Below are 24,413 nucleotides of genomic sequence, written 5' to 3' on the forward strand. Positions count from 1 at the left end.
GTTATAAGTTCTTTCACTTATAACATTGTGTTACAAGTTTCAGATTTATTGAAGCAAAGATGGTTTCTCTTTGTATATTTTCCAAATTAATTCGCCAAATAATGTATTTGTCCAAGCAAACCAATGTCTTGTGAACTTTTTAGGATCGTTTTTATGAAAAGATTCATGCATAAATCCGGTTCCACCATGTGTATTGACCAGGGTTTTAATACAATTACGAATCTCATCATCATTTGTTGAGGTCTGCGCCCGCATAATAATGGACATCGGCCAGATCATATCTCTTCCTATGTGAGGTCCACCAATGCCTTCTGCTGCTGTTCCTTTAAAAAAGAATGGATTTTTATCAGACAAAACAAAGTTACGCGTACGTTGATAAACTTCGTTATTTAGATCTACAGCTCCTAAATAAGGTAGAGCCAACAAACTAGGAATATTCGCATCATCCATCATAAGATGGCTCGAAAAACCGTCTACTTCAAATGCGTAAATCCGGCCCAGCGTCGGGTGGTCGATGATACCATATTTATTGACTGCTGTTTCGACCTCATTCGCAAGTGCTTCCATTTTTGCAGCGAGTTCATGTTCATTTTTAACCTTTTTCAAAATTTCGGCAGACTGCCTCAGACTAACAATCGCAAATAAATTGGATGGAATAAGAAATGAGAAAATTGTAGAATCGTCCGAAGGTCGAAAACTAGAGCAGATCAAACCAACTGGATTTACAGGATATCCATAGCCATCTACCTGTAATGTATCGGAGCCCCTGGAGGTTGTTCGCTCAAATTTATATGGGCCTAGACTATCTTTACGTTGTTGCTCAACGAAAGTCTGATATACTTTATGTTGAGCTTCCAGCCATTCCTCATTAAATGGACTGCTGTCATTTGTTTCTTTCCAATAATGATAAGCTAATCGAATTGGATAACACAATGAATCGATTTCCCACTTTCGTTCATGAATTCCAGGTTTCATGTTTGTGTGATCACTGAACCATTCGCCTTTCTTTGTTGGGTCATTGTAAAATGCATTGGCATAAGGATCAATATTGATGCATTTGCTCTGTTTTTGAATTAAGCCAACAATAAGATCCTGCAGTTTTTTGTCTTTTTTCATAAACGGCAGGTATGGCCATACCTGCGCACTACTGTCGCGTAACCACATCGCATCGATATCTCCTGTAATCACATACGTGTAATTCCTTCCGTTTTGGACATAGGGAAATACGGTAGTATCTAAGGTATTAGGAAAGCAGTTGTTAAATAACCAAGCGAGTTCCTTATTTTTAACATTTTTCTGAAATTCTACAATTGCATCTTCGATTACCTTGCTCGAGAAAAGTCTTTTCTCTTTAGCTGTCCGAACAGTGGGAAAAGAATGTTCCTGAGCAAATGAAAATTTGCTTGTAAGTGCACCTGCGGTTAACAGGGTTGCGTTTTGGATAAATGTTCTGCGTTTCATGCTTATTAGGGCTATTTTTTATGATTTAAGGTTATTTACTGAAATGCAAGATATAAATATTTTTGAATAAAAGGAACAGCAAATACGATTTAGCATGATAAAATTGACTGAACATATGAATAAAGTCAATTTTATTCGGTTAATTTGCGTTTAGGAATGCATTTTGCTAGAAAAAATAATCTTTGAAATAATTTTATGAGGCTTAATATAACAAAAAATAATAATTTACTCCGAATTGTGCTGGCAGGCATGGGAGTAGGTATTTCCTTCGGAGGTTTTGCCCAGATTAAGAGTCAGCCTTATTCGTATCATTTTTATCAAAAAATGAACGATGCGGTTTATTCTACTGAAACGAGGATGCATACTTCTGCTAAACCATTCGTCATTAAAGACTCTTTATTGTTAGCCAAGTTTGATTCAATACAATCCAATAAACCCGTTTCCTCGTCCAATTGGTTTATGCGCAAAATTTTTAATGAACATCTTGTGCAGGTTGAGAAAGACGATTACACATTTTATGCTGATTTTCTACCGGATCTTTATATTGGAAAGGACATGCAGGGCGACAAGCGCCGTACATGGATGAACGGTAGAGGATTTCAGGTGGGATTGAATGTCGGAAACAAATTTACATTTAATACTTCCGCATTTGAAAGTCAAGCTGTCTTTCCTAAATATTTAGATGATTATATTGTTGCGCATAAAGTTATTCCGGGTCAAGGAAACACCAAATTTCAGTCCAAGAATAAAATGGACTGGATGTATGCGACAGCTAGTATGACTTATGATGCCCATAAGTATATCCAGGCAACTTTGGCTTACGACAAAAACTTTATCGGGGATGGCTATCGATCGATGCTTTTATCGGACTTTTCCTCAAATTATGCGCATCTGAAATTGACCGGGACCATAGGGAATGTTCAATATACTTCGATATGGGCCTATATGAATGATCCAACGCATCCTAGACAGGATTTGACGGGTACAACTCCGATGGAAGGGCAGAATAATACACGTTTAGGAGACGGAAAAAAATGGGGGGCATTCCAATATTTGGATTGGAATGTGACGAATAAATTATCGATAGGCTTTTTTCAATCTGTCGTTTGGGCTGCTCAAGATGAAGCTGGTAAAAGAGGTTTTGATTTTAGTTATATTAGTCCAATTATCTTTATCCGGCCTGTTGAAAGTAATAATCGTACTTCACCCGATAAAATGTTTTTAGGATTGACCTCCAAATATAAATTACCTTATAGATTGACTGCGTATGGACAGTTTTTGTTGGGTGAATTTACAGCAAAAGAATTCTTCGCAGGTAACGGCTATGCGCATAACAAATGGGGCGCACAACTTGGTGTAAGGGGATATGATGTATTTGGTGTTAAGAACTTGAACTTTCTTGCCGAGTATAATACGGCAAGACCATATACTTACGCACACTTTAAATCGTATTCAAACTATAGCAACAATGCCGAACCATTGGCTCATCCGAAAGGGGCAAACTTTAGAGAGCTCGTTGGGATTGTGAACTATGCTTGGGATAGATGGGACTTTTCGTTACAGGGTATGTTCACCCAAAATGGGCTGGATCTCCCTGATGGTAGTAATATGGGGGGGGACATCTTTCAGTCCTACAATACAATACCGAATATGTACGGAAATCATATAGCGCAAGGAATAAAGAACAATATCTATTATGCGGATGCGAAGGCAGCTTATGTGCTCAACCCGAAGTATAACCTTCGCTTAGAACTCGGTTATACCCAACGTTACGCAAAAGCACAATACGAAACACCTGTCGTCAATAAGTCTGGTGTTGTGTCATTTGGACTTCGCTCAAGTTTCCGAGCAATTTATAACGATTTATAGAAATTTTTATAAACTGATCTATACTAGAAATAAGACAAACTATATTGATTTGGCCATAAACGCTGTAAAAACCAATATAGTTTGTTTTTAAAACGAGGTCTCACGACAAATTGACAAGATAGGGAAGACAACTTTGATACAGCCAGAATAAAATATCCGATGGTTGGCGATCCCTACTTATGATTTGTCATGACTTTAAAAAGGTCGATTTAAACTGAATAATTGCATGAGTTAGGTCATTTATCCAATGGGCATGCACAAAAATAATTATATTCCGATGAAAAAAATCCTCATACTGAATGGCCCAAATTTGAATTTGTTGGGTGTAAGAGAGAAATCAATTTATGGTAGCCAGGATTTCCTTAGCTATTTTGAAGAGCTTAAACAACAGTTTGAAACGGTGCAATTACACTATTTTCAAAGCAATTCAGAAGGAGGGTTAATCGATAAGATTCACGAAGTTGGTTTTGAATTTGATGGAATTGTGTTGAATGCTGGAGCGTATACGCATACATCTGTTGCTATTGGAGATGCAATTGCGGCAGTTACAACACCCGTTATTGAAGTTCACATAAGCAATGTCCATCAAAGAGAGGAATTTCGCCATCATTCGTTCCTGGCAAAGAATTGTAAAGGGGTGATCTGTGGTTTTGGACTGGATAGCTACAGATTGGGTATCCAGGCGTTTATTAAATAATATCTTCTTTTGCAAGGAAGAGAAAAAATAGCTATAAAATAAAAAAGCGGGAATTCCCGCTTTTTTATTTTATAGCTAACAGACTTGTTCTAACCAATAAGACTTCTGATTTCGACTTCGTCTGCTTTGATCTGAGCTTTCATTTCTTCAAGCGAGTCAAACCGTTCATCATGTCGGATAAAATGAAGGAACTTGACACGTAGTGTCTTGCCATAAATATCCTGATCGAAATCGAATAGGCTGATTTCAATCGCACGATTCATTCCATCAACAGTGGGTCTGGTCCCTATATAGCCCATACCTTTCGCAATTGAAACCGGATTTTCCTCTTTATACTCGCCCGTAGTGATGTTTTGGATATGATTATAGATGTATACCTCAACAGCATAAATACCATAGGCTGGTATTAGTTTATGGGGTTCGTGAACCTGCAGGTTTGCTGTCGGAAATCCGATTGTACGCCCAATTTGGTCGCCTCTAATAACAGTTCCCGTTAATTCGAAAGGATAACCTAAATAGAGATTAGCCGTTCTTATATCGCCCTTTATAAGCGCTTCACGTACTCGTGTGGAGGATACTGCAATATCATTGATATCCTGCTCTGGAATTTCGTCAACACTGTAGTCAAATATAGATGCAAACTGCTCTAAATCGCCCATAGTACCCTTTCGATCTTTTCCAAAATGGTGATCATAGCCTATCACAATCTTTTTTGTACCCAATTTGCCTACAAGAACATTACTAATATATTCTTCCGGAGTCTGATTTGAAAAATCACGGGAAAAAGGAATGATAATTAAGTGGTCAATTCCCACTTTGCTTAATTGACTGACCTTTTCTTCGATATCGTTGATTAGGCGTAAACTATCATCATCTGGATTGATAATCAATCGTGGATGTGGAAAAAAAGTAAGCAAAATTGTCTCACCATTAATTTTATGAGCTGCTTCCTTTAAGTGAGCCAATATTTTTTGATGGCCAATATGAACACCATCGAAAGTACCGATGGTTACAACTGCATTTTCAACTGGTGAGAAATCATCTAAACTTCTGTAGATTTTCATTTATAGGAGTTTTTGCAAAAATAAGATAAAGAATCAATAAAATGGGATGGTAAAGTTATTTAATGATTTCTTTATGACGTTTTATTTCAGCGATAAGTTGTTCAAGATTCCAAGCATTTTCTACCCTATAATCGCCACTTTTGGTGCGTCTCAAAGAACTCAGATGTGATCCACTCTGTAAGAATTTTCCAAAATCGTAGGCCAATGATCTGATGTAGGTTCCTTTTGAACAGGATATACGGAAATACACGTTGGGGAGCTCGATCTTTTCAATAAGAAAGCTATTGATGCGCACCTGGCGGGATTTTATTTCCACCTCTTCGCCACGACGGGCCTTTTCATAGACGCGTTCACCATTAATTTTTATGGCTGAATGGGCTGGAGGAAATTGCTGAATTTCACCCTCAAAGGATTTTGCTGCTTCGAAGATCATTTCCTCTGTGATATGATCGATTGAAAAGGTTTGGTCAATTTCTGTTTCCAGATCATAAGATGGCGTTGTCGCTCCTAAGGTGATCGAACCTGTATATTCTTTGTCTTCGGCTTGGTAGCTGTCTATTTTCTTTGTGAGTTTGCCGGTGCACACAATGAGTAGACCGGTCGCAAGTGGATCTAAAGTTCCTGCATGACCGACTTTTAATTTTAACGGTTTGATTGAGTTTCTAACTTTGCCAACAACGTCAAAACTTGTCCATGTTAAAGGTTTATCGATCAACAACATTTCTCCTTCAGCAAAATTGAACTTTGCTGAGTTTTCACTAACCTCTATATTTTCCATCCAAAGATTTTAGATAATTTGTAAACTATGACCCGAAAGTAGGAGGGTAAGAATGATAACACCCACGATGATTCGGTACCAACCAAAAGCTTTAAAACCATATTTGGTTAAAAAGCCAATAAAAGACTTAATAGCAACGATCGCAACAACGAAACCAATTAGATTTCCTATAATAAGTAAATTGAGTTCTTCTCCCGTGAAGGTGTTTCCCTCTTTAAAAAATTTCAAAAGTTTTACCGCAGAAGCGCCAAACATCATTGGTAACGCAAGGAAAAAGGAAAATTCGGCTGCTGCTTTACGTGTTAGCTTTTCGGCCATACCTCCAATGATCGTACTTGCGGATCTTGATGTACCCGGGATCAATGCAAGACATTGATATACACCGATCATAAAAGCTTGTTTGTAAGAAACATTGTCCGAATCTTCTACTGTTGGTTTGTTAAACCATTTGTCGACGAAAAGTAAAACTACGCCACCGACCACCAACATAACTGCGACCATTAAGGGACTCTCTAATAATGCATCAATATAATCGTTGAATAGCAAGCCCAATATAGAGGCTGGAATAGCTGCAATGACCAATTTGTAGTAAAATGATAGCGTTTTGAAAAAACGTTTGTAGTATAGTACCAGAACGGATAATATCGTTCCTAACTGGATGACAATCGTAAATAATTTAACAAATGCCGATGGTTGAATACCCATTAAGGCAGTAGCAATAATCATATGGCCTGTCGAAGACACAGGCAAAAACTCCGTTAATCCTTCGATGATAGCAAGGATGATAGCTTCAATAATAGACATCTGTTTGAAATAAGATTATACTTTAGTTGGATTTGTTTTTGGGGCGGTATAGAATTGCAGCGAACCCTAGCGCAAACCCGAGAACAACAACAATAGGGGCCAACGTAATCTTGGTAAAACTATAGATATCAGTTTCACCAGACATCAATGTAAAGCCAATGATTACAACAATTAAGCTAGCTATAAACAGTTGGTAGTTTACTTTGGAGAATACAAATGAACCTTTGTTGACTGATTCAGTAGATTTCTTTATTTGAGCCATTTTTTTATCTGTATAAATCGTTAGATTGTGCCTTTAAATATTTTGTCACCGCGAAATAGGTGCTAAGTCCCGAAATGAGAATTCCAATCAAGATTACGCCTAAAAAGATCACCGCAAATTCGAACCAGTTGCGTAAAAAGACCAGCTCTGGTATTTGCTGCTGTGCAAATTTTAGCGTTAAAATGAGGAGTAAAATCGCGATCAAAGATCCCAGTAAACCATGAATGATACCATACGTTATAAATGGTTTACGAATAAAGTTTTTAGTAGCCCCAATCAATTGCATACTTTTGATTAAGAAACGTTGTGAATAGATCGCAAGACGTATCGTATTGTTGATTAAAGCTACGGCGATAATCAATAGGATAACCGCAAAAGCCAGAACAATCATTCCAATGATGCGTACGTTTTTGTTGATCATGTCAATTAATGATTCTTGGTATACAACTTCTTTAATTTTATTGTTTTTGGAGATCTTTTCAATAAAAGTTTTAATGCTATCTGTATTGGCATAATTCTCTTTCATGTAAACATCCAAAGAAGGCAATAGTGGGTTATGCCCCAGATATTGTACGAAATCTTCACCAAGATCTTCTTTCAAGTTTTTTGCAGCCAATTCCTTACTAATATATTCGGTGCGAAGCACGTAGGGATCTTTTTCAAGGTCTTTTTGTAGAGAAAGGACATCACCTTCGCTTGTACCATCATTTACGATGACATTTAAGACGATATTTTCCTTAACGTATTTCGAAAGATTTTTAGCGTGCACCAAGAGTAATCCCAACATACCTGTTACCAGCAACACGAGAGCGATACTGATAACCGTAGATACGTATACAGATTTTGTTTTTCTTTTTTGTGTGCTTAATTCGTATTCTGACATAATAAGCAAAAATTTATTTGCGAAAGTAACTATTTGAGTGGAAGATTTCGAATTAATCTTATAATTACTTTGATAAAAATCAATTCGAACGCTGTTTTCTTCCTATGTTTAATTAACTTTTCAATACTATAATTTATTGTTCAAACTACAAAACTTTTATCACATTTCAGTATTAAAATCGTAATTTCGCAAGTCATAAAAATTCCTTACGAATAAAAATGGAGTATAATCACAAATCATTAGAGAAAAAGTGGCAGAAGTTTTGGGCGGATCATCAAACGTATAAAACGTCCGATACGCATCAAAAGCCAAAATACTATGTATTGGATATGTTTCCTTATCCTTCCGGAGCGGGTCTGCACGTTGGTCACCCGCTGGGATATATTGCTTCGGACATCTTTTCAAGATATAAACGTTTGAAAGGTTTCAATGTATTGCATCCGATGGGATATGATTCTTTTGGACTTCCTGCAGAGCAATATGCCATTCAAACTGGTCAGCATCCTGCAGTGACGACTGAGGTAAATATCAATCGGTATCGTGAGCAAATGGATAACATTGGGTTCTCTTATGATTGGAGTAGAGAAGTACGTACTTCTGATCCGTCGTATTACAAATGGACACAGTGGATTTTTATGAGATTGTTTGATTCTTGGTATAATAAGGAATCAGATAAAGCTGAACCGATCGAAACATTAATCGCGATGTTTGTTGCAAGCGGTTCAACTGGCATTTCAGCAGTTTCAGATGAAGATGTCATGGAATTCAGCGCTGACGAGTGGAAATCTTTTGATGAAGAAAAACAACAACGGGAATTGTTGAAATATCGGATTGCTTATTTGCGTGAAAGTACAGTAAACTGGTGTGCTGCTTTAGGTACAGTATTAGCTAATGACGAGGTAATCAACGGTGTCTCTGAACGCGGTGGTTATCCTGTAGAGCAAAAGAAGATGATGCAGTGGTCTATGCGTATTACTGCTTATGCGGATCGTTTATTGAAAGGTTTGGATACAATTGATTGGCCAGAACCTTTGGTTGAAATGCAGCGTAACTGGATCGGAAAATCGGTGGGTGCTTCCGTGAAATTTCCAGTACCACAATTCGATACAGCAATTGAAGTGTTTACGACACGTGTAGATACTATATATGGTGTTTCATTTGTCGTTTTGGCGCCAGAACATGAATTGGTTATAGCATTGACCACCCCTGAGCAGCAAGCTGAAGTAGATGCCTATATCGAGAAAACTTCGAAAAAGTCTGAGTTAGATCGTATGGCCGATACAAAAACAGTCTCAGGTGCTTTTACAGGTTCTTACGCTAAACATCCAATTTCTGGACAAGATGTACAGATTTGGATCGCAGATTATGTACTTGCTGGTTATGGAACAGGGGCTGTTATGGCGGTTCCTAGTGGCGATCAACGTGACTATTTATTCGCTAAACATTTCACTCTTCCTATTATTCCTATTTCGGATACCCAAAATATTGAAGAAGAAGCTGATCCAAATAAAGAAGGAAAATACATCAATTCCGATTTTATCAACGGTATGACTTACCAAGAAGCGGTTCCTGCTTTGATTACTAAATTGGAAGAATTGAAATTAGGTAAAGCGAAAATAAACTTCCGTATGCGTGATGCTATTTTTGGGCGTCAGCGTTATTGGGGTGAGCCAGTTCCTGTCTACTTTAAAAATGGGTTACCTTATTTAATTAAAGAAGAAGAATTACCTCTCTTATTGCCCGAAGTTGATAAATATTTACCAACGGAATCAGGTGAACCTCCTTTAGGAAGGGCCAAAGATTGGAAATATGAAGATCAATATGAGTATGAACTGAGCACGATGCCGGGATGGGCAGGCTCTTCATGGTATTGGTTTAGATATATGGATCCAAAAAATGAAGGCAATTTTGCATCTAAAGAGGCTGTAGATTATTGGAAAGCAGTAGATTTATATATCGGTGGTTCTGAGCATGCTACAGGGCACTTATTATATTCGCGTTTTTGGAACAAATTCTTAAAAGATTTGGGTTACCAAAATGAAGAAGAACCATTCCGCAAATTGATTAATCAAGGCATGATTCAAGGGCGCTCTAATTTTGTGTATCGTGTACTTGATGACGAAGGGAGAGGTACAAATCAATTTGTGTCTTATGGATTAAAAAATGAATACAAAACTATTCCTTTACATGTAGACGTGAATATTGTTCATAATGATCTATTGGATTTGGAAAAATTCAAAAACTTCAGACCGGATTTTGCAAATGCTGAATTTGTATTGGAAAATGGTAAGTATATCTGCGGTAGTGAGGTGGAGAAAATGTCTAAATCCAAATTCAATGTGGTCAATCCTGACGATATTATCGAATCTTATGGAGCAGATACATTGCGTCTATACGAAATGTTTTTGGGACCTTTGGAGCAGGCTAAGCCTTGGAATACAAATGGTATTGAAGGGGTTTATAAGTTCTTACGTAAATTATGGCGACTGTTCCACGATGCTGAGGGTAATTTCAGTGTTTCCGATGAAGATCCATCCAAAGCAGAGTTTAAAGCCTTACATAAAATTATCAAAAAGGTAGAAGATGATATTGAGCGTTTTTCATTCAATACTTCAGTTTCAGCCTTCATGATCTGCGTCAATGAGTTGACGGACTTGAAATGCAATAAACGACAAATATTGGAGCAATTAGTTGTCACTCTTCAACCGTATGCGCCACATATTACGGAAGAGTTGTGGGCGCTATTGGGTAAAGAAGCTGGTACACTTTCTTACGCTTCATATCCTGTGTTTAAACCAGAATATTTAGTTGAATCTGAATTTGCTTATCCGGTATCTTTCAATGGTAAGATGAAATTCAATCTATCATTAGCGCTTGATTTAGATCAAAAAGCTGTAGAAGATACGATTAGAGCACATGCTGATGTACAACGGCATTTAGATGGGAAGGCGATCAAAAAGATTATTTTTGTCAAAGGAAAAATAATCAATATTGTGATTTAACCCACTCCATACAGTATAAAAAGCCGTTTTATCGACAGGATAAAACGGCTTTTTTATGCCAATACATCTTGAAAAGCTATTGTTTTATCGAAGATAGCTTTCGCATAGGGACAGTTTGGGATAATTTTGGCGTCATTTTTTCGGGCATAGTCAACAGCCTCCAGTACCAATTTTTTTCCCACACTCATTCCCTGATACTCGTCGTAGACTTCTGTATGATCAATGGAAAACTCATGATCGCTTTGCCAGGTATACTCTAAAATTCCGGCTTCATTATTTTCAACTTCTGCAATAAAATTGCCTCTTTCGTCCCTTTCGATGTTTCTTATTTCCATAGTTTTTTATAAAAATAACGTCCAAATGATCTTTTTGTTTTATGGAATTTTTCAATTTTGTGATCGGAATACATCTTGTTTAAAAGGTTGAAAGATCGGTAAGCTTCAGGTGACTGACTGTTATCAGCCCCATTGCACGCGACTAGGTTTAGACAATAACTTATGAACTGGACATGGGTGTTTAAAATCAAAGAAACGAATCGGTTCCAGGTTAAAATCACTTGGTGCAGGATCGTTCAACATCCCTTTTTTTAAAGAATTTTTTGTACCTTTGCAATTATCTCCTTAGAACACATCGCATTTTTATCTTTTCAACGAAGCTCTAAAGGTCCGTAACCTCCTCGGGAACATTTATTTTAATCCATATTGAATGAGCAAAAGCCAAATTACATTTAACAAAAAAGAACGAGAAAAAAAGAAACTACTCAAAAAACAACAAAAAATTGAGAAAAAAGAATTCAACAAAACAAACAACGACAAGGGGAAATCTTTGGAAGAACTGTTTGCTTATGTTGATGAACATGGGAATATTTCAGACAGACCTGCGATAAAATTGAAAGAAGGGGAGAGTCCAAGCATGGCCTCAAATCATCATGACGAGTATTCCTTCGGAAAAGTTGTCCATTACAATAACGACTCCAACTATGGGTTTATTAGAGACAACGAAACTCAGCAATCTATTTATTTCAATGACCGTCTTGCTGGACAGAAATTGAACCTGAATCAGAAAGTGAAGTTTAAATTTAAAAGTGCTAAACAAGGTGCTCAAGTCACTGAAGTCTTGATCGAGTATTAGCTAAAAAAGTACTCTTAATCGAGTATTGATGATTATAAGGCCTTTTGTTTGATGTCAGGGTATTTGGAGTCAAACAAAGGTTTTTTACATTTATCTGAATGCCTGCTTTCCCGCTAATGGCATTCTTTAAAAGAGAGGCTTCCTGCAGTTTTAGCTTTTAAATCGCTTTCATTAATCGCTCTCTTGATAGCGAAAAGAGTTTTTCCCTACCGGCATAATTTCACGATTACCTTTACAGAAAAAGTTCGATTTTTAGAATTCCCCTTTGTTTTGAATATGTCGCTGATCTAATTTTGATGTGATCTGTATGCTTTTTACGTGATTTGTATACTTTTTATATGGTCCTACTGGGGGTACCTTTGTAGTCCTGTGATATTTTGCCTTAAATACTGTTGATTCTAAGTTGTCTTCTAAGAATTTATAGGGTAAATTTCCGGTTATTGTTCCTGTCCTGTATAAGTTGATGATTTTTTTTGATATAGAAGGATTGATGGAAACAGAAATAAAATAACCCTCCAGCAAAGTAAGCTGCGACGTCAGCAATATCTCCGGTATTATAAGTGGTATATTGAGGCATAATCCATTCAAAAAGTAAGGAGGTAAAGAATGAAATTATCCAGATTTGGTAAAGCGGATAACCATGGGCTCTGCCATTATTGAATACATAACTACCCACGATAGATGAAAAATGGATAATGATCGGTACAAAAACGAAATCAGTCAGCCATCCGTTCAGAAAGGGGATAGGGGAATGATTAGTCCGAGTAAATCGAATAAAGAACCAACAAAACCAGTAGAAGATAAATAAGCCGTCAAACAGCTCCCTACTTAATGAGCGAAGGAGACGGCGATTAACATTGCTATAGCACCACATGCCATTAAAGTTAAAAACATAAAGAAAGCAGTCTGTTTACCGAATTTCTTCCAAGAACTGTCGTTTGGATGAGCTGGGATTAAAGTTTGTTTTAATTCGATGTATTGCCTTTTTAGCCAATTTCCCGTTGATTTTTCCATGTATATGGTCTTATTTCGTATTCATGGTGTAAAATTAGAACAATTGTTCTAATTTTACACCATGAATACGAAAGAAAAAATTATTGTGGGTGCGCTGAAGCTTTACAATCGTGATGGTATACGTACGGTAACAACGCGTCAAATTGCTCAGGAACTGAATATAAGTGCCGGTAATCTTCATTATCATTTTAAACATACCGAGGATATTATTTTTCAACTTTTCCAATTATTGCAAAACGAGTATGAAAAGATGATTTTGAAGCCTGAAGATGAAGCAAGCACATTTCGCCAGGTGCTGGATAGTTTTATTGATGGCTCTTATGCGCTGATATCGAAATACAGGTTTATTTTTGAGAATTTTGTTGAAATTTGCAACTGGATCCCCAGTATTGCAGAAGCTTACAGAAGTTTGGTGGCACAGCGTGAAGAGCAACTTGTCTCTCTATTTTTGTATTACGCTGAGTTAGGTATGTTTCGTTCTGATATACCCTTGGTAAATTTACAGGGGTTCGTGCGCCAACTTTTTATCATTTCAGATTTTTGGAGCTCAAGCTATGCTGTTTTGGGTGCACACCAAAATGGAAATCCACTGGAAGATTATAGACAGACGATTCACACGGCCTTTTATCCATATCTTGTTTAAAGGAACGGGTCAAATTGGATCGATCCTTGGATTGTTATTCTTTCCTTAATGTGAAAATGGTAACCTCGGGTCGGGCGTTGAATCTGATGGGAATGCTGTGTCCCAGTCCGCGGTTGATATATAATGTTCTGTCTCCGCTTATTTTCTTGATTCCTTTATCGTAGTTTTTATTCTTTACGGGAATAATCGGGGAGCCCCAGAAAGGAATTCTTACTTGGCCAGCATGCGTGTGTCCTGCCAGTATCCAGCCATTGTATCCATTCCAGCCGTCGAGGTCTGCGGCATCCGGATTGTGACATAAAACTAAACTGGCTTGAGATTGATCATAGTCTTTCATGGTCTTTACAAGGTCAAAGTTCGTTCCCCAAAAGTCATCTATACCGAATATTCTTAATCCTTGGGTTATTACGCTTTCATTTCTCAATACTTTTATCGAATATCCATTGAGTAGGCTAACGATTGAATCTGCCGCCGCACTGTCCTGAAAATTCTTTCCATAGTCATGATTACCTAGAATTGCCAATGTTTGAAGTTTGCCTTTTGGGACATCTTGCATGACTTCATCGAGTTGTTCTAAAGGGATTTTATTCTGGACAAGACGTACAAAGTCACCGGTGTATACCATGATATCGGGCTTTAATGCTCGGATTTCCCGAAAGGTTCTTTTTATAAAATCTTTATTCACATAGTTACCGATATGTATGTCCGAGATTTGGATCAACGACTTTCCTTCCAATGCTTCTGGTAAATGTTTTACAGTTAGATTGATCTGCTCGTATTTTACCCAATGTGGCTCGATTTTCCAGCTGTAAAAACCGAGCAATGCACCCATTACGAATAAATAAATTGCTATATGCTTTAATTTTCGCTTATTTTTCATAGCGCTAAATTAACTTTTCCAGTCAGATTTGCTAATCTTCATATTGAGGCTTTTCCAGGTTTCGTTGCCAATTGTTACTTCCGAAATAATATTTTCGTTAATTCGAAAACCTACGGCTTCATAACATCGGATTGCATTGTGATTCCAGTCATAAACGTTTAAATCGGCTATTTCATAATTGCCTTCAGTAAAAAGCAGCTTGAGTAGTTCATTTACCGTGCTTCTGCCGTAACCTTTATTTCGTTCGGAACTTTTTGCAATTAGGATGCGGCAAAGCCTTGGAATGTCCCGTTCGAAGCTTAATTCGCAGTGGCCGATAATTTCTTCGGTTGCTGTATCGATGATTTTAAAGGCGTTTCGCTTTGGGTCTTGAATGTATTTTTCAAGTTGGAAATCGGTAATCGGAAACGAAAAATACGGTCCTGCAAACTGTAATAGTTCCTCTGCTGATTGAATCCATGACTTAAAAAGCGGGAAATCTGATTTTTCGAATTGAAGTAGTGTTATCATGATTATTGTCTAGTTGCCACTCTGAAGGCAAATCAATTTAGAAAATTCTCGTGCCCGATCCTAAAGAAATTACTGAATTTTACGAAATTCGTGCGAAATATATTAAAAGAGTATTATGCCGCAGCTTATTTTAGATACAATTATAGAAGCTCCTTTATCGGTTGTTTTTGACTTGGCACGTAGTATTGATCTGCATATGTATTCGACAAAGAAAACTGGGGAGAAGGCAATTGATGGGGTGACGACAGGATTAATCGAGGCAGGTCAGCAGGTGCGCTGGCGTGCAAGGCATCTTGGAGTAAAGCAAACATTAACTGTGCAGATAACAGCGATGGAAAAACCTCATTTTTTCGAAGATCGAATGACTCAGGGAGTGTTTCATTCGATGGATCACCAGCATATTTTCAAGGAACTGGAACATGGCAAAGTATTAATGCGCGATGTGTTCAATTTTAAAGCTCCTCTCGGGGTTCTGGGAAGGCTTGCAGAATGGCTATTTTTAACCCGATACATGCTGCGCTTTCTTGAAGAAAGAAATCAGGTGATCAAAGAAGTTGCTGAGTCGGGTGAATTCCAGGTCTATCTTCCAGTCTAGTTTCATTTGGGGGTAAACGATAGGTTGCTAGGTGTCGACTGTTGGTTTTAGCGAGAAGCATAGGGGCGAATTTTTCAACTGGATCACATTTAGCAGTTCAATGAACGATGATATGGGGATGCTCCGCTTTTTCGCTGAATTATCTGAAAATTCGTATGTATTTAATGGTTTCTAGCAACAACAACTATCGTTGGATTTTCTTTCCGAAGTTGCTCCTGTAAGAAATCAAAAGCTCCTTTCTGATTCATGGTGACCTGATAGATTTTGTTGAATTCATTATAGAAATAGATGCGATAGCTGTTGGGCCCCCGGTAGTTTCTGATGATTTTTGTTTCAATGCGATGAATTTGACTAATTGGGATCTGTTTGTTTCCAATGAATGGGAAAAATAAAATTTCATTTTCACAAAAAAGATATGGGGCGATAGCTGAAAAGATGCGGACTAGCCGTCTGCTATATTGTTGGTAGATGTCAAGATCATCGTCGTTTAGTTGTTGCAGTGCATGGATGAATTTTTGGTTTTTAATGTAAGCTATCCAACTCAACAGGCCGAACGCAAAGCCTAGATAAACGAAAAGAAAGGATAGGGTAGGGAGTGATTTTGAAAAAAACGACAGCCTGTCTTCACTGTCCGACCATTTCTGAAAAAAAGCCACCAGAAAAAATCCGTAACAAAAAACGAACATCGCGAGGAAGATACCAATTATTACATTGCGGGTTTTCCTGATTTTTACAATTTCTGCTTTTAAAAATGATCTCAATACAGAGGGGGTGTTGCTCATGGTTTGTTGGGAAAACTTAAATATAATAAAAGCGTTTGTTTTGTTCTGTGTGAATTTGATTTTAATGGATTTGGGTAGTTTCATTTTGTAATGTTTTACTTAAGGTTATTCTGTTTATTTAGCTGTATTAAATCTTCTTATTGATTTATTTTGTTGTTTTTTGACGCTGTTGGGTATACCGAAAGGGTTGTCTAACTCATCACATTCCAGTGCTGGTCCGATGCTGTGAAGGTTGTTTTAAGCTCGTTTTTGCTTCTCTTTTTCTTGAGTGACCTAAGGTGCTTTACTCGGAGAAGATGTCTTAAATCGATTAAAAGAGGGCTAGAATTAAGTCGGGTGATTTGGATGGTTGGTCTCGGTCGCCGCAGATCGATTCAGGTGGGAGTTGCCTGTCTAATTTAACGGGGAGTTTTTTGAATCAACCTGTAGTGTTGCGAAAAGATTGTTATTATTCGTTTTAAGCGACTTTGTGTGAATTGTGGGTAAAGCGATGATTGTGTAGGGATATTACCTTAGATCGAATTAAAATGGTGTTAAATCCGGTGTTTACTTATATCTAATGAAGTGGTCTTTGCAAATGGACTTGCTTGGGGGGGCGAAACGTTTCGCATGATGTTGGTAGAAGCGCTAGAGAAATATAGTAAAGTACATGTGCACGCTCTGCTGCATGGATGCTCTTTTGGGTAGGCGGCCATCGTTAATGGTGGGAACTGTGACCGATGCCATTTTTCAGGTCATTCAATTTTTCGAGCTCTACAATACACATGAAGAATTTAAAGATTGTGGTCTCCTGTATTTTTTGTATCCGGCACTGGAGGGAATGCCCGCTTTGGCGCTATCCATGAATAGCAGAAAGGGTGTGGATAAAATTTTATCCACATCCTTTCCGCTATAAAAACCAGGCTTTTCAAACCGTTTTACATGTGTTTTTTTTATTTATATAATCGATGTAATGTGTTGCTGTATAGATGTTAATTTGTGTTTTTTTTGATTTTATGTTAAAAGATGTAAAATTGTATAAAAATAGTGTTATAGTCAGGAAATGATCCGTATTTTTTTGATTTAACCCAAAGGAAAGGCGTCAAAAAAGGAGCATTGTTGCCTTGGTATAGGCTTACAAAAAGCCTATTTCCTTGTTCAATGGAGTGGATTAAATAAAAAGTGAGGGTTACTTTCAGGGAGTTATACCGAGTTTGGTAGCGACCTTATAACAGGTTTAGAAATGGTCTTGGGTCGTCCTATTTCGCGTAATTTGAAGGGATTTCAATGATTTGAATAATTGAATAGCGGGACGCTTAAATGCGATATATTTTAATGTTTTGTAATTTTTATATTGCTTTTAATCAGTTGGTTTATGTAGATTATGTCGATGTGTAGTTTATGTTTTGAAAAAGTTGATTTTGCGTCTTCTGGATTATTTTCAAAACGATGCTCAATAGAAAAAATGAAGGAAAAAGCTGAAGATTTAGCCTGTTAATCCAAGGAATTACCCGTGGTTTTATTCGGGTCGATATGGCTTTTCGTTAACAGGATTTTCCCTTTAATCAGGTCATCATTGAATTGGCCGACCGTTGTTTTTTGAAGCATTTCCGAGAGGTTATTGCGTATGCTTTTGAACTCGTGATGCAAGGGGCAGGGATATTGTTCGGAGCAGAATTCAAGCCCCATGCCGCAGCCGACAAATAGGCTTTCACCGTCGATCGCTTTGACGACTTCGGATAGTGGAGTGGACATATCTTCCCTGTCGAGGTAAAATCCACCACCAGGTCCCTTCATGGATCGAATGATACCTGCACGACTTAGATTCTGCAGTATCTTACCTAGAAAAGCTTCCGGAGAATGGATACTCTCTGCTATTTCTTTTATGCTCACGCGTTTATTTTCTTGGGAGCTTTGTGCGATAAAAAAAACTGCCCGTAGTCCATATTCACATGTTTTAGAAAAAATGCCCATAATCTTTTTTGCTTTTTGCAAATGTACAAAATCAAAAATAGCCATCCACCAATGATTAAAAATTAGGGATGACTATTTGATGAAGTGAGGCAGTGCACTTAATTTAGTTGCAATGATGCTGGACCAAATTCTTCGAAATGAATGTTCTCAGCGTTGATACCCTGATTGGTTAAATATTGGAAGTGCTTTTTGATAAATCCTGATGGGCCACAGAGGTAATAGTTTGCCTCCTGTGGAAGATGCGAAGCATCTATTTTAGCGAGATCAACCCAACCCACAAGCACGTCGGCATCCGCATCCTGAGCTTCGTCATAGAAAGAAAAACTAGTTATGTTTTGATGTTGATTTTCCAATGTTTTTACTCTTTCTTTAAACGCATGTAAATCAGGGTTACGGCAACCATGGATCCAAGTGATTGGTTTGTCTTCTTTCTTGTCAGCTAAATGCTCTAACATGGCAATCAATGGGGGCTGACCAACTCCGCCACTAATAAATACATCTGGTTTTTCACTTTCGATAAGTTGAAAGGAGCCTGTAGGTGCTGTGAGTTCCAGTTGTTTTCCAACTTCAAAGTATTGATGTATATAATTACTCACCATACCCTCAGGTTTTCCTTCCGTAGCTACTCTTTTTACCGAAATCCGAAAGTACTCTCCATTGCTCGCATCGGAAAGACTATATTGTCTTGGTTGGTACAGGTGTAATTCGGGAAGAAATACACGTACACTTACATACTGGCCTGCCTCATGTTTTGGAAGTTTTCCTTGATCTGTTGGCTTGAGATAAATAGACTGAATCTCGGCAGTCTCAGATACCACTTTTACAATGGTGAATGGCTTCCAGCCCGTCCATCCACCGTCGTTCTGGATCATTTGATCATACATATCCTTTTCGATTCCGATCATCAGGTCTGCTAATTGAAAATAGGCAACTTTCCAGGCTTCAATCAGTTCTTCTGTTGCAGCGTCCCCCAATACTTCTTGAATGGAGGCCAATAGATGCTTGCCAACAATCTGATAATGCTCCGGACGAATATTGAGGCTACTGTGTTTTTGTCCAATATGTTTCACTGCAGAAAGAAGGACTGCGGGATTCTCGATATGCTCGGCATAGGCCAACACTGCCGTGGCCAACGCTGTTTGTTGTCGCGCATTTTGTTGGTTTCCCATATTGAAGATATGTTTAAGCTCAGGATTGTGAGCAAACATACGTTTATAAAAATAACTGGTCAGCGCTACACCATGTTCTTTTAAAACCGGTACAGTGCCTTTGATTAACTCTTTTTGTGCTTCAGTAATCATAATAGAATATTTAAATACCTTTTTATCTTTTATTTGATCGGAATAAAAAAACAAAAAAATCCACCTCGGCTACGAGGAATTTTGTAAACCTTGATAGGGTTCATTTGCAAGTGACTATCGGGTACAAAAATAGAAATTTATAATAAAAGACAAAAATATCTTTTATTATTTTTTATCTGTTGTTTGGTCATCAGCTGATCGATTGAAAAGGTAGTATTATTATCAGCTCTGGCTATTCTAAGTTTATAGCGCTGGCTATTCCCAGGTTTTGAGGTTTCTAGGATAAAATGTCCATTCAGGGGTTTTTATAATATCCTGGTCTATATCGTACCAAGGACTAAGCGTGCTGTTGTTCCAATTGTTTAAAATTTGTATTTCTTGGGCTGGCATGTAACTTTGCGCGAGCAGCACGATTGTTTTTCCAGTACTGTCCTTAGCTAGATCAACTACAATGATTGCATGGCCAATGGGTGATCCCTTCTGGATAAAAGTATCTCCAATCTTAACTTCCTGAGTCGTTTTTACGCTGGGCAGCTCATCGTGTAACGAAGCTGTATTGGCATAGGCAAACACATATTCCAGGTATTTCCAATAGGTTGGGTAGGAGTAGTCTCCTTTTGCATAGTTTGTATACGCGCGAGGTTTGCTATCGGAAAGGAAGTTGAATTTGATATCCTTATACCGCTTCTGTTGGTATAAGTAATCTGCCCTGAGCCGCATTACAGCATCGGCGCATTGATGTAAATCGCGCTTTCCTATGTCTAGTTTCACAACGCTATTGTAGATGTTATTTCTAGGTTTAATTTTTCCGTTATAATAATGTACCTCCTGGGTGATGGGGTATAATGGAAGATTTTCGAGAAATTTTCCAAATTCTTCTACCTTATAGGTAGGTCTTTTAAAGCCTTCTGGTAACAAAATGCGCGATTTGATCGTCATCCCATCGGGGTTGATAAACTGATTCCCGTCAGGTGCTATTGACTCAATAGTTGCCGGATTCAAAGTTTTGTTATTTGGTGCAGCAACATTTGGCTGCCCACATCCACTGAAAACCTGACACGAGAGGAGTGGAATGAGTACATATATTGATCTCATATAAAAGTTTCTGAGCTAGTGTATTGCGTTTCATCGAATATACTTAAATTTAGATATAATTCGAAGTGTGAATCATTTGAAAAAATTAAGAAATTTTTAAGCTATTCATCAACTTTTTGGATCATTTTCTGATGTAGCTTAGCCGAAGTTAATAAGAATACGATTATGTCAGGAAAACAGATTTTTCAGACGTCAAGCAAAAAGCGCTGGTACGCTTTTTCATGGATGAGCAGAGCATTGGTGATTGGTTTGATCATTGGTGTTATATGTGTGGTTTATACATTGGGAAAGATTCAGATTCCTCCTTTTCCAACAATTAATACCAACACAGCGTTGACTGAAAAGTCCACCGCCAGATTAAAAAAATCCAAACAATTTAAGGAGTTTACCATTGTAAAATCCGAATTAGAGAAGATTAAACGTGACCGGGAGCTGAAGCATTTGAAACATATTGGTACCAAAGATAGAATCAATATGGGGTTTTATGTCAGTTCTTGGTCTAATGAAGTCCGTGAGCAGTCTCTATCGGATCTACGCCGCAATATTGGTCATTTGGATATGGTTGCTATGGAATCGTTTTTTACTGTGCCTAATCAAGATACAGTAGTGGATAAAGCAGATACTGCTGCACTTAAGGTCATTCATCAATATAAGCGCAAAGCTATCGCACAGATTTCCAATTTCAGTGGTAATGATTTTGACGGGCAGACTGTAAAGGCTATTTTACTTAATCCGGATAAACAACAGCGTTTTATAGACGACATCCTTCTTAAAGTGAAGCGCAATGGCTTTGCTGGTATAAATATTGACTTTGAGAATTTACAGTTGGATGATCACAAGCCATTAAACGATTTTATGGCCCATATCTATACCGTATTTCATACGGAGCGCCTGCTTGTCACTCAGGATATCTCACCTGAAAATGATGATTACGATCCCATTGCGTTACAAAAATACAACGACTATATTATTTTGATGGCTTATGATCAGCATTCCATTGAAAGTAATGCCGGCGCCATTTCACATCAGGCATGGGTTGAAAAAAATCTCGATGAACTTTGCAATAAGATCGATGCAGACAAGGTGATTCTGGCTTTGGCCTGTTATGGATATGATTGGCCAAAAGGCAGTGTTGGTAAGACATTGACTTATGATAACGCTGTTATTTTGGCGCATAATTACAATGCTAAGATTACTTTTGATCCCGAATCGGCAAATCTCAACTTTAGCTACAAAGATGGGACAGGGATGCATCATGATGTCTATTTTACAGACGCTGCAACCTATTTTAATCTTATCCGTAAAGCAGATGACTGGGGGCTGGCCGGTATTGCACTGTGGCGTTTAGGAAGTGAAGATGCCCGTTTATGGTCATTTATTTCACGATCATTGGGTCAAGAAAACTTGAAAAAAGAACCTTTTGACTTTGGAAAGATAAGCCAGATCAATGTCGGGGGTATTCAATATATTGGCGATGGGGAAATTTTGGACTTGGTCAATAGTCCCGCTCCGGGGGAAGTGAAATTCACTTACGACCCATCAACGCTTATGGTTCAGAATCAGGAGTATGTAAAGACGCCAAGTAATTATGTAATCAAACGCTTTGGAGAAAGAGATAATACGGTAGTCCTGACCTTTGATGACGGTCCCGATCCCACGTATACACCACAAGTATTGGATATCCTAAAAAAGGAACATGTTCCCGGAGCTTTCTTCCTTGTTGGTGTTATGGCTGAGAAAAATATGGATCTGGTTCGTAGAGAATATCAAGAGGGACATGAACTCGGTAACCATACCTTTTTTCATCCTGATATGTCTACAATAGGCCCAAATAGGGTTAAGTTTGAACTGAATGCCACCCGAAAAATCATCGAATGTATAACCGGTCATAGTACAATTCTTTTCCGGGCTCCTTTTAATGCTGATGCCGAGCCACAGACTGTTGCCGAAATTCTGCCTGTTGCTCAGAGCCGGAAAGAGAACTACATCAATATTGGAGAGTACATTGATCCCAACGACTGGTTACCCGGCCGTACGGCAGATGAAATCTATAATGAAGTCATCAAACAACGCGATAATGGGAACATTATTCTATTACATGATGCCGGAGGCAATCGAGAAGCGACTATAGCCGCCTTGCCGCGTATTATTCATTATTTTAAATCTCACGGTTATAAATTTGCGAAGATTGGAGATTTAATGGGAAAAAAACGTGATGAATTGATGCCCCCTGTAGAAAATGCTTCCGATTCGGGATTTAGTGGATCTTCCAACCGCTTGTTCTTAGGAACATTGTTTTACGGTAACATCTTCCTTAACTTGGTTTTTTCCATTGCAATTGTATTGGCAATTTTTAGAACAGCAATGATTGCTTATCTGGCAATCCGACAAAAACAAAAAAGTAAAAAAGAGCGATCTCAATTGGTTGTGGAACCTCGGGAAAAGGTAAGTGTGATCATTCCTGCCTATAATGAGGAAATAACAGTGTTGGCGACGATAAAAAGCCTGTTGAATTTGGATTATCCCAATTATGAATTGATTTTTGTTGATGATGGATCGAAAGATAAAACTTTTGAGATTGTCAGTAAGGTGTATGGCGATCATCCTAAAGTAAGGTTATTTACAAAACCAAATGGGGGGAAAGCGTCTGCGCTTAACTATGGTATCCAACAATCCGAAGCACAGTTTGTGCTTTGTATCGATGCCGATACACAACTGAAAACAGATGCGTTAAAACAGTTGATGAAATATTTCAATAAACCTCAGGTCGGCGCTGTTGCGGGTAGTGTTAAAGTGGGAAATGTGCATAATATATTGACACATTGGCAATCGATCGAATATATAACCTCACAGAATATGGATCGGAGAGCGTTCGATTTGCTCAATATGATATCGGTCGTACCAGGAGCAATTGGGGCCTTTCGTAGATCTGTTATTTTGGAAGTGGGCGGATTTACAACAGATACATTAGCGGAAGATTGTGATTTAACCATGCGTATATTAAGAGCGGGTTATACCGTGCGAAATTCATCTGAAGCAATCGCTTATACGGAAGCGCCCGATACGGTCGGGATGCTCTTCAAGCAACGTTTCCGTTGGAGTTTTGGTGTGTTGCAAAGTTTCTGGAAGAATAAACAGACCCTGTTGAATCCCAAATATGGCTATTTTGGCATGGTCGGAATGCCTAATATTCTGATTTTTCAGATTATACTTCCTTTATTTGCTCCCTTGGCCGATATTTTTATGTTATTCTCTCTGGTGAGTGGTCTTTTCTCCTTAAGCGAGGTAAATGGTATCAGCTGGACGGGAATTGCAGGATTATTTTCACTGCATAACGGTTTTGGCCAAGTGATGTTTTATTACTTCCTTTTTGTATTCGTGGATATGTTCTTTGCAGGTATTGCCTTTAAAATGGAAGGCGAGAAGCTTAGCAATTTAATTTATTTGTTTCCGCAACGTTTTTTCTGGCGTCAACTGATGTACTTCGTTTTATTCAAGTCTGTCAGAAAAGCCATTAAAGGTGAATTGAATACCTGGGGTACCTTGAAACGGACAGGGGGAGTAAAGCAGGTAACAACAAGTGAATAAGAAGCCGGTAACAACAAGTGAATAAAAAGCAGGCACGTGCATGAGCTAAACGATAGCGATCCAATGTGGTTCCTTCGTCGGATCCTACACTAGGATCACTA

The 24,413-nt window shown here is 38.1% G+C and carries 22 protein-coding genes; 8 read left to right on the plus strand and 14 right to left on the minus strand.

The genetic code is table 11. From position 1 onward, the window contains the following. Window positions 1-45: 45 nt before the first annotated feature. Complete coding sequence (locus HS960_RS03400; protein ID WP_182331255.1) at window positions 46-1,461, minus strand: glycoside hydrolase family 125 protein; 1,416 nt, start codon at window positions 1,459-1,461, stop codon at window positions 46-48. 195 nt (window positions 1,462-1,656) lie between these two features. Here HS960_RS03400 and HS960_RS03405 point away from each other — a divergent pair, with 195 nt between their 5' ends. Together HS960_RS03405 and aroQ are read left to right on the plus strand one after the other, a co-directional pair. Further along, window positions 1,657-3,330 (plus strand): gliding motility protein RemB, encoded by a 1,674-nt coding sequence (locus HS960_RS03405; protein WP_227550205.1) that lies wholly within the window; start codon window positions 1,657-1,659, stop codon window positions 3,328-3,330. Between the two features lie 277 nt (window positions 3,331-3,607). Beyond that, window positions 3,608-4,027 carry a type II 3-dehydroquinate dehydratase gene (gene aroQ, locus HS960_RS03410; protein WP_153846393.1) on the plus strand — a complete coding sequence of 140 codons (420 nt, stop codon included), beginning with the start codon at window positions 3,608-3,610 and terminating at the stop codon, window positions 4,025-4,027. 89 nt (window positions 4,028-4,116) lie between these two features. Here the strand turns inward: aroQ and HS960_RS03415 are convergent, their stop codons facing one another. The 5 genes from HS960_RS03415 to HS960_RS03435 are packed head-to-tail and all read right to left on the minus strand — an operon-like array spanning window position 4,117 to window position 7,818. Continuing rightward, window positions 4,117-5,091 carry a bifunctional riboflavin kinase/FAD synthetase gene (locus HS960_RS03415; protein WP_075993316.1) on the minus strand — a complete coding sequence of 325 codons (975 nt, stop codon included), beginning with the start codon at window positions 5,089-5,091 and terminating at the stop codon, window positions 4,117-4,119. Window positions 5,092-5,146: 55 nt separating this feature from the next. Then, the gene (gene truB, locus HS960_RS03420; RefSeq protein ID WP_153846392.1) at window positions 5,147-5,869 is read right to left on the minus strand and encodes a tRNA pseudouridine(55) synthase TruB; all 723 of its coding nucleotides are present in this window, start codon (window positions 5,867-5,869) and stop codon (window positions 5,147-5,149) included. A gap of 9 nt (window positions 5,870-5,878) precedes the next feature. Beyond that, window positions 5,879-6,673, minus strand: a complete 795-nt coding sequence (locus HS960_RS03425) for an undecaprenyl-diphosphate phosphatase (protein ID WP_153846391.1) — start codon at window positions 6,671-6,673, stop codon at window positions 5,879-5,881. 22 nt (window positions 6,674-6,695) lie between these two features. Further along, window positions 6,696-6,935 carry a DUF3098 domain-containing protein gene (locus tag HS960_RS03430; protein WP_153846390.1) on the minus strand — a complete coding sequence of 80 codons (240 nt, stop codon included), beginning with the start codon at window positions 6,933-6,935 and terminating at the stop codon, window positions 6,696-6,698. Between the two features lie 4 nt (window positions 6,936-6,939). After that, window positions 6,940-7,818 carry a cell division protein FtsX gene (locus tag HS960_RS03435; protein WP_159731000.1) on the minus strand — a complete coding sequence of 293 codons (879 nt, stop codon included), beginning with the start codon at window positions 7,816-7,818 and terminating at the stop codon, window positions 6,940-6,942. A 218-nt stretch (window positions 7,819-8,036) separates the two neighbouring features. On the opposite strand from HS960_RS03435, the gene leuS reads away from it, so the two are divergent. Then, window positions 8,037-10,820 (plus strand): leucine--tRNA ligase, encoded by a 2,784-nt coding sequence (gene leuS / locus HS960_RS03440; protein WP_182331257.1) that lies wholly within the window; start codon window positions 8,037-8,039, stop codon window positions 10,818-10,820. Between the two features lie 53 nt (window positions 10,821-10,873). On the opposite strand, the gene HS960_RS03445 is transcribed toward leuS, so the two are convergent. After that, entirely contained in the window at window positions 10,874-11,155 is a 282-nt protein-coding gene (locus HS960_RS03445) for a GNAT family N-acetyltransferase (protein ID WP_153846387.1), read from the minus strand. Window positions 11,156-11,525: 370 nt separating this feature from the next. Here HS960_RS03445 and HS960_RS03450 point away from each other — a divergent pair, with 370 nt between their 5' ends. After that, entirely contained in the window at window positions 11,526-11,951 is a 426-nt protein-coding gene (locus HS960_RS03450; protein WP_075993311.1) for a cold-shock protein, read from the plus strand. A gap of 828 nt (window positions 11,952-12,779) precedes the next feature. Here HS960_RS03450 and HS960_RS03455 read toward each other — a convergent pair. Next, the gene (locus HS960_RS03455; protein ID WP_075993309.1) at window positions 12,780-12,965 is read right to left on the minus strand and encodes a hypothetical protein; all 186 of its coding nucleotides are present in this window, start codon (window positions 12,963-12,965) and stop codon (window positions 12,780-12,782) included. 61 nt (window positions 12,966-13,026) lie between these two features. On the opposite strand from HS960_RS03455, the gene HS960_RS03460 reads away from it, so the two are divergent. After that, window positions 13,027-13,608 carry a TetR/AcrR family transcriptional regulator gene (locus HS960_RS03460; RefSeq protein ID WP_153846385.1) on the plus strand — a complete coding sequence of 194 codons (582 nt, stop codon included), beginning with the start codon at window positions 13,027-13,029 and terminating at the stop codon, window positions 13,606-13,608. Between the two features lie 34 nt (window positions 13,609-13,642). Here HS960_RS03460 and HS960_RS03465 read toward each other — a convergent pair whose 3' ends face one another. Further along, on the minus strand, window positions 13,643-14,488 hold the full coding sequence (locus HS960_RS03465) for a metallophosphoesterase (RefSeq protein WP_182331259.1): 846 nt from the start codon (window positions 14,486-14,488) through the stop codon (window positions 13,643-13,645). Window positions 14,489-14,497: 9 nt separating this feature from the next. Continuing rightward, entirely contained in the window at window positions 14,498-14,998 is a 501-nt protein-coding gene (locus tag HS960_RS03470; protein WP_153846383.1) for a GNAT family N-acetyltransferase, read from the minus strand. Window positions 14,999-15,113: 115 nt separating this feature from the next. On the opposite strand from HS960_RS03470, the gene HS960_RS03475 reads away from it, so the two are divergent. After that, entirely contained in the window at window positions 15,114-15,593 is a 480-nt protein-coding gene (locus tag HS960_RS03475; protein WP_153846382.1) for an SRPBCC family protein, read from the plus strand. Between the two features lie 161 nt (window positions 15,594-15,754). On the opposite strand, the gene HS960_RS03480 is transcribed toward HS960_RS03475, so the two are convergent. Beyond that, on the minus strand, window positions 15,755-16,459 hold the full coding sequence (locus HS960_RS03480; RefSeq protein WP_182331260.1) for a DUF2254 domain-containing protein: 705 nt from the start codon (window positions 16,457-16,459) through the stop codon (window positions 15,755-15,757). 583 nt (window positions 16,460-17,042) lie between these two features. Here HS960_RS03480 and HS960_RS03485 point away from each other — a divergent pair. Continuing rightward, on the plus strand, window positions 17,043-17,270 hold the full coding sequence (locus tag HS960_RS03485; RefSeq protein ID WP_182331261.1) for a hypothetical protein: 228 nt from the start codon (window positions 17,043-17,045) through the stop codon (window positions 17,268-17,270). A gap of 578 nt (window positions 17,271-17,848) precedes the next feature. Here the strand turns inward: HS960_RS03485 and HS960_RS03490 are convergent. The 3 genes from HS960_RS03490 to HS960_RS03500 form a co-directional block, all read right to left on the minus strand. After that, a complete protein-coding gene (locus HS960_RS03490) occupies window positions 17,849-18,373 on the minus strand; it encodes an RrF2 family transcriptional regulator (RefSeq protein ID WP_228280192.1) in 525 nt (174 codons plus the stop codon). A gap of 53 nt (window positions 18,374-18,426) precedes the next feature. Then, complete coding sequence (gene hmpA, locus HS960_RS03495) at window positions 18,427-19,629, minus strand: NO-inducible flavohemoprotein (protein WP_228280194.1); 1,203 nt, start codon at window positions 19,627-19,629, stop codon at window positions 18,427-18,429. Window positions 19,630-19,884: 255 nt separating this feature from the next. After that, complete coding sequence (locus HS960_RS03500; protein WP_182331262.1) at window positions 19,885-20,724, minus strand: DUF4846 domain-containing protein; 840 nt, start codon at window positions 20,722-20,724, stop codon at window positions 19,885-19,887. Window positions 20,725-20,889: 165 nt separating this feature from the next. Between HS960_RS03500 and HS960_RS03505 the strand changes: the two genes are divergently transcribed. Then, entirely contained in the window at window positions 20,890-24,312 is a 3,423-nt protein-coding gene (locus tag HS960_RS03505) for a glycosyltransferase (RefSeq protein WP_182331263.1), read from the plus strand. Window positions 24,313-24,413: the final 101 nt, after the last annotated feature.

It is taken from the genome of Sphingobacterium paramultivorum, assembly GCF_014109745.1.
Classification (GTDB): domain Bacteria; phylum Bacteroidota; class Bacteroidia; order Sphingobacteriales; family Sphingobacteriaceae; genus Sphingobacterium; species Sphingobacterium paramultivorum.

Bases quoted from the DNA above. Each gene is read 5' to 3' on its own strand.
- HS960_RS03400 (WP_182331255.1), bottom strand. From the start codon at position 1,461: ATGAAACGCAGAACATTTATCCAAAACGCAACCCTGTTAACCGCAGGT.
- HS960_RS03405 (WP_227550205.1), top strand. From the start codon at position 1,657: ATGAGGCTTAATATAACAAAAAATAATAATTTACTCCGAATTGTGCTG.
- aroQ (WP_153846393.1), top strand. From the start codon at position 3,608: ATGAAAAAAATCCTCATACTGAATGGCCCAAATTTGAATTTGTTGGGT.
- HS960_RS03415 (WP_075993316.1), bottom strand. From the start codon at position 5,091: ATGAAAATCTACAGAAGTTTAGATGATTTCTCACCAGTTGAAAATGCA.
- truB (WP_153846392.1), bottom strand. From the start codon at position 5,869: ATGGAAAATATAGAGGTTAGTGAAAACTCAGCAAAGTTCAATTTTGCT.
- HS960_RS03425 (WP_153846391.1), bottom strand. From the start codon at position 6,673: ATGTCTATTATTGAAGCTATCATCCTTGCTATCATCGAAGGATTAACG.
- HS960_RS03430 (WP_153846390.1), bottom strand. From the start codon at position 6,935: ATGGCTCAAATAAAGAAATCTACTGAATCAGTCAACAAAGGTTCATTT.
- HS960_RS03435 (WP_159731000.1), bottom strand. From the start codon at position 7,818: ATGTCAGAATACGAATTAAGCACACAAAAAAGAAAAACAAAATCTGTA.
- leuS (WP_182331257.1), top strand. From the start codon at position 8,037: ATGGAGTATAATCACAAATCATTAGAGAAAAAGTGGCAGAAGTTTTGG.
- HS960_RS03445 (WP_153846387.1), bottom strand. From the start codon at position 11,155: ATGGAAATAAGAAACATCGAAAGGGACGAAAGAGGCAATTTTATTGCA.
- HS960_RS03450 (WP_075993311.1), top strand. From the start codon at position 11,526: ATGAGCAAAAGCCAAATTACATTTAACAAAAAAGAACGAGAAAAAAAG.
- HS960_RS03455 (WP_075993309.1), bottom strand. From the start codon at position 12,965: ATGGAAAAATCAACGGGAAATTGGCTAAAAAGGCAATACATCGAATTA.
- HS960_RS03460 (WP_153846385.1), top strand. From the start codon at position 13,027: ATGAATACGAAAGAAAAAATTATTGTGGGTGCGCTGAAGCTTTACAAT.
- HS960_RS03465 (WP_182331259.1), bottom strand. From the start codon at position 14,488: ATGAAAAATAAGCGAAAATTAAAGCATATAGCAATTTATTTATTCGTA.
- HS960_RS03470 (WP_153846383.1), bottom strand. From the start codon at position 14,998: ATGATAACACTACTTCAATTCGAAAAATCAGATTTCCCGCTTTTTAAG.
- HS960_RS03475 (WP_153846382.1), top strand. From the start codon at position 15,114: ATGCCGCAGCTTATTTTAGATACAATTATAGAAGCTCCTTTATCGGTT.
- HS960_RS03480 (WP_182331260.1), bottom strand. From the start codon at position 16,459: ATGAAACTACCCAAATCCATTAAAATCAAATTCACACAGAACAAAACA.
- HS960_RS03485 (WP_182331261.1), top strand. From the start codon at position 17,043: ATGGATGCTCTTTTGGGTAGGCGGCCATCGTTAATGGTGGGAACTGTG.
- HS960_RS03490 (WP_228280192.1), bottom strand. From the start codon at position 18,373: ATGGCTATTTTTGATTTTGTACATTTGCAAAAAGCAAAAAAGATTATG.
- hmpA (WP_228280194.1), bottom strand. From the start codon at position 19,629: ATGATTACTGAAGCACAAAAAGAGTTAATCAAAGGCACTGTACCGGTT.
- HS960_RS03500 (WP_182331262.1), bottom strand. From the start codon at position 20,724: ATGAGATCAATATATGTACTCATTCCACTCCTCTCGTGTCAGGTTTTC.
- HS960_RS03505 (WP_182331263.1), top strand. From the start codon at position 20,890: ATGTCAGGAAAACAGATTTTTCAGACGTCAAGCAAAAAGCGCTGGTAC.